Below are 12,063 nucleotides of genomic sequence, written 5' to 3'. Positions count from 1 at the left end.
TTCCGATGAAAATAAACAGTTTCCCCACACACGAAAAACTGAAAAGAAAATCCGAGATCGACCATCTTTTTAAGAAAGGTAAATGGCTGACCGTGGACAATATTCGAGTTATTCATATCAAATCTACCGATAGTTTTTCGGTTCCCAATCATAGAGTTGGTGTTTCTGTAGGTAAGAAATTTTTCAAAAAAGCCGTAGATAGAAACCGCATAAAACGCTTACTAAGAGAATCTTACCGATTAAACAAGGCAATCTACCTAGAGGCTTTCAAAGAAAGATCGATTGTGATGCTTTTCTGGGCCTCAAAGGAAATGCCGGAGAATTTTTCTGTGGTGGAAAAACAATTTTTGAATCTCTGCAAAAAGAAATCTGAATCTTAAAGAGAAGCTAGATGTGAGATATTAGAAGTTAGATTTTAACTGATACTGACTTTGCATCTGTTTTTATTTGTAATTTTATTCTCAAACAAAATTACAAATGGCTGATATCTTACCCTATCTATTAAGTACTTTTATCGGAATTGGATTGGCTGCGGCTTCTGGTTTCCGTGTTTTCTTACCATTATTTGCTGTGAGCCTGGCTTCCTATTTCGGTTGGATCCCAATGGGTGACAACTTCGAATGGCTATCTGGATTACCGACTCTTATTACCACAGGCGCTGCGACTTTGATAGAAGTTCTTGCCTATTATATTCCAGTAGTTGATAATTTCCTTGATACTTTATCCATTCCTTTGGCGACAATTGCTGGATCCGTTTTGTTTGCCAGTCAGTTTATGGAGCTGGGAACTTTTCCGCAATGGGCTTTGGCATTGATCGCTGGTGGTGGAACTGCTGCGACCATCGCGTCGGGATTCGCAGGAACTCGTGCTGCCTCAACGGCTACAACGGGCGGAATTGGAAATAACCTTGTAGCAACAACGGAAACAGCCGGAGCAGGATTGATGTCTGTTCTTTCTATCTTTCTTCCTGTGATCGCTTTTATTTTGGCGATTGCACTAATAATTCTGGTTTTATTTTTTGGGCGGAAGCTGTGGCGGAAAATGAAAACGCAGAATTCTGGGATATTTTGAAATAAAAAAAGACCGCGATGTGCGGTCTTTTTCGGTTTTTAATAAATCCCTTTATTATTCTATTTTGATATTATCAATATTAATATCATATACTCCCGCAGAACCGGTTTTGATTGCGAAGATATCTTTGCCTGCAGTCAAATTGATAAGTGGCGCGCCTGCTAAATTAATTTCTACAAGCATCCATTCTCCTTTTGTATCAATTGCACCTCTATAATCATTAGCATCAGAAACATCAATGATAGAACTTTTCGTAAAATTCAACAAATTATAGGTGTAGTATGCTGGTGAGCCTGAAGTTCTGTAAACATTTAATGAAAGTGATTTTCCAGTCGATGTTCCTTTAATATAAAAGGTAATTCTTTTTGGACTAGCTGGCAAACCTGCTGGAGCTATTGCTGTAAACAAATAATCATTACCAGCAGCTGTTCCTTTAATTTGTGCAGAATTGCTTCCATTTAAACCAAGCCCAACACCTTGCGCAAGAGGCTGCTTGATTCCAAAACTATTTACACTACCAATAAAAGTAGCCCAGTTTTCAAAATCCGATCCAGCGAAAAGATTAACCGCTGTCGACGAAGGATCATCTGGAGTGTTTGGATCTCCTGATGGAAATCTATCATTATTAAAATTAACATCTGAAGTTCCTCTTATTAACATTTGCCAGTTAGAGTCATATCTGCTAACGACAAAGGTCAAATCACCACTTTTTGTAGGAACTAATGTAGAACCAAATGTAGAAAAACCAGAATTTCTAATTACAGTGGTATTTCCATTTTTACCCTCGATATCTCTATCTGTATTTTGTCCAACTCCTGCGGTATAGCTAATATAGGTGTATGGTTTTGTTGGATCATCTAACTTAAACTGTACATCAGAAACCTGAACTAGTGTATTTATATACTTTGATTGTTTTGCTAAGTTTAAAGTTGCAATTTTAGTAGGCACCAATGTAGCTATATCCATTCTGTTTTCTCCATTACAAACACCAGCAAGATATCTGGTTAAAAGGATACTTGGGATTCTTCCGATAGGATATGTCGGATCAATAGATCCAATTTTGACAGTCCCTCTATCTAATCCTAAAACTAATCCGTTTGCTTTTATACGTATATGTGCTCCCACCGGGAAATCTGCATAGTTGGAAGCTTTATCAACTTCCATCTGTAAACCTACAGTAGGATTCTCGGGTTTATCTTGGAATGAAATCGTTTTGTAAAAGTTACCACTTTCATCAGAAGACACCACATAGGCATCAAAAATTACTGGTGCTCCATCTGCAGGAACTTTATACGTTCCAGTTGTTGGTGCTAAAGCTGCAAAAGCTGCCATTTCAGTAGTTGGTGCGTCGAATCTATTATTGCACAGGATTTCTGGAGCGTTCCAGTCATCATCTTTGACGCACGAAGTAAAGGTTGTTGCAACAATTGCAGAGAAAACCAATGTTTTGATTGTTGTATATGTTTTCATTTTTTTTAATTTTTTAAAATCTTACTTGTAAATTCACGAAATAGGAACGCCCTTGTGTAAACCAATACTTAGGACCGAATAATGTTTGACTTCTATTAAAATCCTCCTGGAAGCCATCAAACTTAACGTTTCTAGTTTGCTCAAAACCTCCTGTAATATATTTAGTATTGTCAAAAATATTATTTACACTCGCAGAGATCAATAAATAATATTTGCCCATCAACCAAGACTTACCAACATTTGCATTGATGAAATAAGCAGCAGGTAGTTTGTTTGGTGCCAAAAGTCTTCTCAATTCAGCATCATCCACATTTGCGTAAGGTGTACCAGAGTTACTGTTTTGTATAAAACTTTGTGATCTTAGCAAAGCAGAAGGGTCTAGATAATTGTTATCCAAATAGTTCCAGTTTGCCCCAACCCACCAGTATTTTGGAGAGCTGTATCTGAATCCAGCGGAGAATGCCATCTGAGGTGTTCCGCCTTGTTTGTAATCTTTAAGATTTGATTTTCCGAATTGCACGAAGGACTGTCCATTTCCAAAAACCCCGATCGCATCAGATGCAAAGTAAACATTCGGATCATTACGGTAAGTATATTGGCCGTAACTAGCAACACCTTGCAGAGACAATGTCGGTAATACTTTGAAGTCAACTCCAAGTTCAGCACCCAGATTTCTTTTCTCTACATTGGACATCACCTGAGTTACAAAGGCACTCTGAATATATTGTCCACCGGTATTGGAATCTGTTGTACCTCCAGTGATAGAATTATCGATCTGGATACCATCGGCGAAAAATCTCTGAACATTTGTTTCATTCTGAGTATCAATTAAAAATACGGATGCCCTGATCTTGAATAGTGGAGAATTGATCACATAGCTCAAGTCATTTGCATTAACTACCGTATTCTTGATATTAGGAGCAACAGATGCATTAAGTCTTGGGTTGATGAAAAGATCTTCCAAATATGGTGCTTGTGAGAAGTAGCTACCGTTATAAACTAAGAAGTTTCTTCCATTTATTTTATAGATGATCTGACCTTTCAAACCGAAATTCCAGAATTCATAATCTTTACTTTTCCCGAATGAATCTGCATATAAATAATGCTTGAACAATCCTTCTCTGCTAGAAGTTGAATAACCTGCAAGACCTGATACAAAAACATCGAATTTACCTTCTGAGAATTTGAAACCAGGATTCACTTTAACTTCCTGTCTTCTGAAGATATAATTATAAAGCAATCTGTCTCCTTCTTTTTTAGCAACATTGGTCTCTCCTTCATTATATAAAGCAGACGTTCCAGGATTATTTGTCGCAGCAAAAGGGTCTCTGTTCAAAACAAAATCTGCTCCTAACAAGTCATTAACTTCTCTATAAAGCTCCGATCTGTAGTTCTGATAAGAGATATTTAACATAAATTTCGACTTGTCTGTAAAGTTGTAAGTGTAATGCGTAGCTGCATTCCAAACTTTATCATCACTTACATCGTTTACAAGATAGTACAATGCTCTTTTCCCAGTTACACCGTATTGATTGACAGGATCTTGACCTATATTAGCAGCATACAATCTATTCCAATTGATCTGAGTTACATTTGGATCTCCATTTTCCCAAGCTGTTTTCGAAGTTTGGTAGGCATCACCTGCAGCAAGATAGTTACCCGAAACAGGATCCCAAGTGAAAGCATCTGGATTCAAAGATCCGAAATAACTTGGTAAGTTTCTGTAATATGTAGGAGAAGGATTTGGTACACTTTGCCAATCTAGCCTAGAACCTTTGTCTTTTCCAAATTGATAAGAAAGAGACGTCCAAAGGTTTGATTTTTTATTGATTTTCCAAAAATCCTGCAATTGGAAGATTGGTTGGAAACCTTTTCTAACTCTTTCACTTCTTTTCTCACCATCTTGCCATCCCCAATAAGAGTTGTAATGTACACCTCTGTAGTCATAGACTTCTTGTGTGCTTGGACTAGAAGTAGATCTTCTGTATGGCGATGCAAATGCATTGAAAGTCATGGTATGACTGTCACTGAACTTTTTCTCAACGCCTAAATACGTTCCATAAGCATCATAGAAAGTTCCATCTTGGATACCTTCTTCTGCCCATCTTTTAGCACCCATTAAGGTGAATGCCCATCCACTTTTTGACATTCCAGAAGAATATCTCAAAGAGACTCTTTGTCTGTAATTTCTATTAGTAATAGAGTATACTGCCTGGAATCCTTTTCTGTATTCGCTGGCTTTTGTATTTTTATAGACCACACCACTTGACCCACCAAATGCATATTCTGAAGGTGCGTGGTTAGCAGAGATCTCTGGATATCTTACGATTTCATTAAGTCCTCCCCAGTTAGAGAAATCGACATTTCCATTATCAGATTTCACCATAGAAACACCATTCAACATGTTTTCAGAAGTTCGCCCGTCAACACCTCTTGGTCTGAACCAGTAAGCGCCAAGGTCAAAACTTGCAATTCTGTTGAAAACATCTTGGGAAGATTGCAATAATCCAACCGTTGAAGACTGGCTACCTCCTTCATCGTCGCCATTATCAAGGATTGCAAGCCCTTGGTCAGCCCCTGTTAAAGAAGAATAAAGGGTGATTACCCCTAAGTCTTTTTTCTTTTCTGTGGTGATGTCAAATTCCAAAGTTTTCGTTTCGAAATTGGATTTTGATACCACAATCTGATAATGTCCGGTTTTCAAATCTACAAACTGGAAATATCCAATTTTGTCTGCCGAAACACTATTACCTTCTCCTTTTAGATCCACTTGTGCTTTTTCCACGGGTTTCCCATCAGCATCTTTCAGGTATGCAAAAACAGTCGTCTGTGCATAATAAAATGATGCTGGAAGCATTGTGAATAAGGAGATTAATGATAGTTTTTTAATCATAAATCAATTAGGTTTTGTTTGCTCTTTTTTTCTAATATACAGTCCGTTATACACGGAAGGCAAATGTAAATAAATTTTCTATAATTAATACTTTTTAACATTTTATTTATTTTAACAAATCATCAATTATTTGCAACCTTACTGTCAATTATCAAAAACTTGAAATTTTTATTTTGCGACAAAGCAAAAAAAATTACTTTTGTAGCCTTACATATTTTATTTATGAAATCGCCGTGGTTTGGAAAACTCACATGTTGTTAGAATTTTCAGCGATACCATAAGACTATAAAAAAACAATAAAATCTACTTATGAAACATATTTTACGCTTGATAGCTATTTTTAGCATCTCCTTATTATCTGCACAGCAAAAGAAACAAGTACGCGCTGCTACCGTAGGATTTCTGAATGTCGAAAATCTCTGGGACACCATTCGTTCTGCTGATTACATAGATGGCACCAAAGACATAAGCAACCCTGCTTTCCACAGAAGCATACCTTTGGATTCCGTGAAATATCTTGAAGTTACAGATAAAGATTATGCTGGACCTTGGAATGATGGAGCACTTAAAGGTAAAAAAGTAGTGAGAATCCAAGGTGGTTCTGAGGAGTTTACCCCGAAAAGCGGTAAAAATTACAACTACAAGATCTACAAGCAAAAATTGGAGAACGAGGCGAAAGTGATCTCAGAAATGGGAAAAGCCTACACGAATACAGCACCTGTTGTCGTAGGTTTGATAGAGGTAGAGAATCGTCAGGTGATGGAAGACCTTGTAAAAGAACCAGCTATTGCAAAATATGATTATGGCGTAGTTCACTTCAACTCTTATGACTACAGAGGAATCGATGTTGGCTTCATCTATCAAAAAAGAAGATTCACGCCATCCAAATCTTGGAAAAAAGAAGTAAAGATCTTCGGCAGCGAAGGTAAAAGAGAATACACAAGAGATATTGTAGTATTGACAGGTTTCCTAGACAATGAGAAAGTGGCATTCTTCCTAAACCACTGGCCATCCAGAAGAGGTGGCGAAGCAGCTTCCCTTCCAAAAAGGAATGCAGCAGCTACAATCTTGAAACAACAGATGGACAGTGTACAAGCGTTGGACCCTTCCACTAAGATGTTCGCAATGGGAGATTTCAATGATGATCCGATCAGTCCGAGTTTAAAAAATTATTTGAAAGCAGCAGGCAATCCAAAAGACCTGTCAGAAAGTACACCTTATCTCAATCTGATGTATCCGTTATATAAAAACGGTGTGGCATCTTTGGCTTATCAAGATTCACCAAACTTGTTCGATCAGATCATCGTTTCGTCTAATTTATATTCACCAAACAAAGAAGTGAGAAAAGATTATACGGTCTTCAAAGCCGAAATTTATGCACCAGCTTATTTGGTCAACAAAGAAGGAAACTACAAAGGTTATCCGTTCCGTTCGTGGAATGGCGACCAGTTCACAGGCGGATATTCCGACCACTTTCCTGCGTTTGTGATCCTGCAGAAAGATCCGACGCCGTAAGAATTAATACAAAATCAAACTGATACAAACCGTTTCAATCTCTGGAACGGTTTTTTTGTTTAAGTAATAGTCCAATAATTTTTTGGGCAGCTTTTTCCGCGCTCCGTTCCCGCTATTTTTTGCCAAAGCTTTCCCCTTACAAAAAAATGAGCTCCACTCAGCTCGGGCTGCGAGAGATTCCACGTTCCAAAACCAACTTTAAAATAACTTATGTAACTTAGACCAACTTAGATTTTGAAAAAGTATCTCAAAAAAAGCTGCAAAAATTTGCGAGAAAATAAAAATTACAAAAATGAAAAACTTCATCATCCTCACCATAATTTCTGTATTCATTTGGTCTTGTGTTACAAATAAAAAACCGCGAGCAGAAGACCAAAAACCGTCCATCGCCACTCAGAAGAAAACAGATTCTGCCGACGAGTGGGAAATCACCGTTTTCGATGCCGAGTACGAAACCTTTGTCGCATCACGAGCGCAACCACGATCCATGTTCACAGAATCCAGTCTGAAATCCCGAAACACAATTTTGGTCACCGAATGGAATTCCAGATTCTATTCTGGTACCAATCGGAATTTTTATGAAGTCGCCATCGATTATGACCCAAAAGAAAATTACGGTTTTGAGTTCGAGTACAGAATGTACCAATTCTTCGCTTACTGCAATTGGAAATACGGAATCCAATTTAATGGACTGAGAGGAATTGATAAGTTAAAATAGAAAAAGACTGCAAATTTGCAGTCTTTTATTTTATATAAATTGAGAATCTTAAGAAATTCCCTCTTCTTCACCTTTTAATTTCTCAGCATTTTCCGCCATGATCACAGCGTCGATCATCTCAGAAATATCGCCATTCATGTAAGCATCCAGATTGTACATCGATTTGTTGATCCTGTGGTCCGTCACCCTTCCTTGCGGATAGTTGTACGTTTTGATCTTTGCCGAGCGGTCACCTGTAGAAACCATTGATTTACGTTGCGCTGCAATATCGCCAACTGATTTTTGAACCTCGATATCGTATAATTTCGTACGAAGCATTTCCATTGCCAATTCACGGTTAGCCAACTGAGAACGGGCTTGCTGACAAACCACAACCATACCAGACGGCTTGTGTGTCAATTGAACTTTCGTTTCTACCTTGTTAACATTTTGTCCACCAGCTCCACCAGAACGTGATGTCTGCATCTCAATATCTGCAGGATTCAATTCAAAATCGATTTCCTCTGCTTCTGGTAAAACGGCAATCGTAATTGCTGATGTATGAACACGACCTTGAGATTCTGTTTCAGGAACACGCTGTACACGGTGAACGCCGGATTCAAATTTCATAATGCCGTAAACGCCGTCGCCTTCTATTTTTAGGATCAATTCTTTATAACCTTTGGTTGACTCGCTGGAATCTGTGATCTCGTGTTTCCAACCTTTGGTTTTGAAATACATTGCATAAGCTCTGTAAACATCTTCCACGAAGATTGCCGCCTCATCACCACCTGTTCCAGCACGAAGTTCCACGATCACGTTTTTGTCATCGGTTGGATCTTTCGGAATTAGAAGGAACTTAAGTTGCTCCTCATATTCAGGCAGTTTGTCCATTGCTTCATACTTCTCCTGCTTCGCCATTTCTACAAATTCTTTGTCAGAACCGTCCGCAATGATCTCGTCGGATTCTGCAATCGTGTCTATGGCACCTTTATATTCATCAAATACTTTCACGATCTTTCCCAGATCGCTGTATTCTTTGTTGAGTGTGGAATATCTTTTTTGGTCAGTGATCACATCTGGTTGGATGATAAGATCCGCGACCTCATTATATCGTTGTTTTATCGCTTCCAGTTTTGGAATTAATGACTTGGACATATTAAATTTTTAAAGTGCAAAGATACGGAATTAAGAATCAAGAAAAAAGAGGCAAGAATCAAGACTTGAGATTGAAGAAAAAAGTTTTGTCAAAAGAAAAATCCACTCTTAAAAAAGAATGGATTTAAATATATATTGTTTCGCTTTGAGTGCAATCTCTCACGAAAAGAAAATTGCCAAATTAATGGTGGTGACCGTGGCTTACTGGTTTTTCACCTGCAGGTCTTTGGTAGATCACCTCTACACCTTCTTGCTCATAAAGCTTTTTGTATCTGATCTTTTCTGGGTCGAAGTTCTTGTTGATCTTCCCAAAATATTCCGCTACACCTTCTGTTAACCAAAGTGGTACGATGAATCCGAAGAACATCAAAATACACCAAAATCCACAAATCATCATTGTGAAGAAATAAATGGTCCAAAGGAATTGGTAAACCGGCCAGAATGCTGATAACATCATAATGCTATATATTTTTAGCAAAAGTAGATGATTTTACCAAAACTCACAAAATTTCTGACTTGATTTTTTTCATTTTGCTGAACTTTTAGTTTTTAGTAATTTCGTAAGGTTGGAAAAATCAATGTCAAGTTGGTTGGAAAAGTTGGATAAAAAAGACCAATTCCCTAGCCCCGATTGCAGCGGTTACCCCGGAACTGGCCTTGGGAAAAGCCTTGGAGTGAGGAGTAATAGCGGAAAACGGGATCAAGCTCCTAAAAATAAATAAATATAATATAATGAGTTTCAGAATCGAAAAAGACACAATGGGCGACGTGCAGGTGCCTGCAGATAAATTTTGGGGTGCACAGACGGAGCGTTCCAGAAATAATTTCAAAATCGGGCCGGAAGGAAGTATGCCTCGCGAGATCATCGATGCATTTGCTTATCTAAAGAAGGCCGCTGCTTATACGAATGCAGAATTAGGCGTTCTTGACAATGAAAAAAGAGACCTGATCGGGAAAGTTTGCGATGAGATCCTTGAAGGTAAATTGTATGACCAATTTCCACTTGTGATCTGGCAAACAGGTTCTGGAACACAATCCAACATGAACGTGAACGAAGTGGTTGCCAACAGATCTCATGTTTTGAACGGTGGAAATCTTGGTGAGAAAACTCTGGTTCACCCGAATGACGATGTGAACAAATCTCAGTCTTCCAACGACACTTATCCAACGGCAATGCACATCGCAGCTTATACGAAAGTGGTAAAAGAGACTTTGCCTGCTTTGGAAAAATTGAGAAATACACTTGACGAGAAAGCGAAGAAATTCCAGAATATCGTGAAAATCGGAAGAACGCACCTGATGGATGCAACGCCTTTGACGCTTGGACAGGAATTTTCTGGTTATGTTGCGCAATTGGATTATGCGAAAAAAGCAATCAACAATACTTTGGACCACTTGAAGGAATTGGCTCTTGGTGGAACTGCAGTTGGAACCGGACTAAATACACCGAAAGGCTATGACGTTTTGGTAGCGAAATATATTGCAGACTTCACTGGACATCCTTTTGTAACGGCTCCTAATAAATTTGAAGCTTTGGCAGCGCACGACGGTATTGTTGAATCTCACGGCGCTTTGAAGCAATTGGCGGTTTCTCTTTATAAAATTGCTCAGGACATCAGACTTCTGGCTTCTGGACCAAGATCTGGAATTGGCGAGATCCACATTCCGGAAAACGAACCAGGTTCTTCTATTATGCCAGGAAAAGTGAATCCTACTCAGAACGAAGCGATTACAATGGTTTGCGCGCAAGTTCTTGGAAACGACACAACAATTTCTTTTGCAGGAACGCAAGGAAATTACGAACTGAACGTTTTCAAACCAGTGATGGCTTACAATTTCTTGCAGTCTGCACAGTTGTTGGCAGATTCTATGATCTCATTCAATGACCATTGTGCGGTTGGAATCGAGCCAAACGAACCGAGAATCAAGGAATTGGTTGACAAATCTTTGATGTTGGTGACAGCGCTTAACACGCACATCGGTTACGAAAATGCAGCGAAAATTGCTAAAACGGCTCACAAAAACGGCACAACTTTGAAAGAAGAAGCCGTAAACCTTGGACTTTTGACAGCAGAACAATTTGACGAATGGGTGAAACCAGAAGATATGGTTGGAAGTCTTAAATAGAAAATAGACTTTTAGACAAAAAAAAGTAATAGACAAACTCCGAGGCAATTTTCTCGGAGTTTTTATTTTTATTAAATTTCGTTGATGAATATCGATACAATTCTTGACCAAATATTTCCACTTCCAGAACGCTCAAAATCAGTTTTACAGACTTTGATCTCTGAGATAGAGTTTCCGAAGGACAGCATTATCATCAAAGCCGGAAAATTGGAAAAAACCATTTATTTTATTAAAAAAGGAATTGTAAGAGCTTTCGTTCCTCAAGAAAATCAAGATGTTACATTTTGGTTTGGCAAGGAAGGTGATGTGGTTTTGCCGATGAAAAGTTATGTCGGGAATGATAATAATTATGAAAATATCCAACTTCTGGAAGATTCGGTTTTGTATCAATTGGAAATAGCATCTCTCAGGGAACTTTTTGAAACGGATATTCACATCGCAAATTGGGGAAGAAAACTGGCTGAAAAAGAATTGGTAAAAACCGAAGAACTCTTCATTTCCAGACAATTCCGAACAGCGTCGCAACGTTATTTGGAACTTTTGCGCGAACAACCTGAGATTCTGCAAAGAGTTCAGCTTGGCTACATTGCTTCATTTCTTGGGATCACACAAGTGAGTTTAAGCAGGATCCGGGCAGAAATTTAATGTCTTTTTTATCATTTGTATAAAACTTTTCGAGTTTCAAAAGTGAACTTTGCAGTCTTGAAATTATTAATAAAATGAATTGGATTATTTTGATCATCGCAGGACTTTTTGAAGTCGGATTCACCTCTTGTCTGGGAAAAGCCAAAGAAACTAGCGGCACCGAGTCTTATCTTTGGTACAGTGGATTCTTGGTTTCGCTCATCCTCAGTATGGTTTTGCTGATGAAAGCAACGCAAAGTCTCCCGCTTGGAACAGCTTACGCAGTCTGGACGGGAATTGGCGCTGTGGGAACCGTTTTGGTTGGGGTCTTCATCTTCAAAGAACCGGTAACATTTTGGCGCATGTTTTTCATTTTCACCTTGATTGGCTCTATCATTGGACTGAAGGCCGTTTCTTCTCACTAATATAAAAATGCCTCAGAAATTCTGCGGCATTTTTTATTTTAATTATTAATTTTTCTTTCTTAATTAACCTGAGTTCGGGATAA

At 38.4% G+C, this 12,063-nt stretch carries 11 protein-coding genes; 7 read left to right on the top strand and 4 right to left on the bottom strand.

The window, feature by feature from the left end; genetic code table 11:
* The first annotated feature begins 5 nt into the window (after positions 1 to 5).
* Both rnpA and AXA65_RS18440 read left to right on the top strand, forming a co-directional pair.
* A complete protein-coding gene (gene rnpA, locus AXA65_RS18445) occupies positions 6 to 380 on the top strand; it encodes a ribonuclease P protein component (RefSeq protein WP_063971516.1) in 375 nt (124 codons plus the stop codon).
* 97 nt (positions 381 to 477) lie between these two features.
* Positions 478 to 1,071 carry a DUF4126 domain-containing protein gene (locus AXA65_RS18440; RefSeq protein ID WP_063971515.1) on the top strand — a complete coding sequence of 198 codons (594 nt, stop codon included), beginning with the start codon at positions 478 to 480 and terminating at the stop codon, positions 1,069 to 1,071.
* A 54-nt stretch (positions 1,072 to 1,125) separates the two neighbouring features.
* Here AXA65_RS18440 and AXA65_RS18435 read toward each other — a convergent pair whose 3' ends face one another.
* Both AXA65_RS18435 and AXA65_RS18430 read right to left on the bottom strand, forming a co-directional pair.
* On the bottom strand, positions 1,126 to 2,541 hold the full coding sequence (locus AXA65_RS18435) for a DUF5689 domain-containing protein (protein WP_086048274.1): 1,416 nt from the start codon (positions 2,539 to 2,541) through the stop codon (positions 1,126 to 1,128).
* A 13-nt stretch (positions 2,542 to 2,554) separates the two neighbouring features.
* Positions 2,555 to 5,434, bottom strand: a complete 2,880-nt coding sequence (locus AXA65_RS18430; RefSeq protein WP_063971514.1) for a carboxypeptidase-like regulatory domain-containing protein — start codon at positions 5,432 to 5,434, stop codon at positions 2,555 to 2,557.
* Between the two features lie 309 nt (positions 5,435 to 5,743).
* On the opposite strand from AXA65_RS18430, the gene AXA65_RS18425 reads away from it, so the two are divergent.
* Both AXA65_RS18425 and AXA65_RS18420 read left to right on the top strand, forming a co-directional pair.
* Positions 5,744 to 6,949, top strand: coding sequence for an endonuclease (locus tag AXA65_RS18425; protein ID WP_063971513.1), 1,206 nt, complete (start codon positions 5,744 to 5,746; stop codon positions 6,947 to 6,949).
* A 292-nt stretch (positions 6,950 to 7,241) separates the two neighbouring features.
* Positions 7,242 to 7,667, top strand: coding sequence for a DUF6146 family protein (locus AXA65_RS18420; RefSeq protein ID WP_063971512.1), 426 nt, complete (start codon positions 7,242 to 7,244; stop codon positions 7,665 to 7,667).
* A gap of 48 nt (positions 7,668 to 7,715) precedes the next feature.
* Here AXA65_RS18420 and prfA read toward each other — a convergent pair whose 3' ends face one another.
* Both prfA and AXA65_RS18410 read right to left on the bottom strand, forming a co-directional pair.
* On the bottom strand, positions 7,716 to 8,804 hold the full coding sequence (gene prfA / locus AXA65_RS18415; RefSeq protein WP_063971511.1) for a peptide chain release factor 1: 1,089 nt from the start codon (positions 8,802 to 8,804) through the stop codon (positions 7,716 to 7,718).
* Between the two features lie 181 nt (positions 8,805 to 8,985).
* Entirely contained in the window at positions 8,986 to 9,261 is a 276-nt protein-coding gene (locus AXA65_RS18410; RefSeq protein WP_034973808.1) for a hypothetical protein, read from the bottom strand.
* A gap of 275 nt (positions 9,262 to 9,536) precedes the next feature.
* Here AXA65_RS18410 and fumC point away from each other — a divergent pair, with 275 nt between their 5' ends.
* From fumC to AXA65_RS18395, 3 genes are all read left to right on the top strand, one after another.
* Positions 9,537 to 10,931, top strand: coding sequence for a class II fumarate hydratase (gene fumC / locus AXA65_RS18405; RefSeq protein WP_063971510.1), 1,395 nt, complete (start codon positions 9,537 to 9,539; stop codon positions 10,929 to 10,931).
* Positions 10,932 to 11,015: 84 nt separating this feature from the next.
* Positions 11,016 to 11,576, top strand: a complete 561-nt coding sequence (locus tag AXA65_RS18400) for a Crp/Fnr family transcriptional regulator (protein WP_063971509.1) — start codon at positions 11,016 to 11,018, stop codon at positions 11,574 to 11,576.
* A 74-nt stretch (positions 11,577 to 11,650) separates the two neighbouring features.
* Entirely contained in the window at positions 11,651 to 11,980 is a 330-nt protein-coding gene (locus AXA65_RS18395) for a DMT family transporter (RefSeq protein ID WP_063971508.1), read from the top strand.
* The last annotated feature ends 83 nt before the right edge of the window (positions 11,981 to 12,063 follow it).

Source organism: Chryseobacterium sp. FP211-J200, assembly GCF_001643375.1.
Classification (GTDB): Bacteria; Bacteroidota; Bacteroidia; order Flavobacteriales; family Weeksellaceae; genus Epilithonimonas; species Epilithonimonas ginsengisoli.
This window is presented reverse-complemented; position numbering and strand designations above follow the sequence as displayed.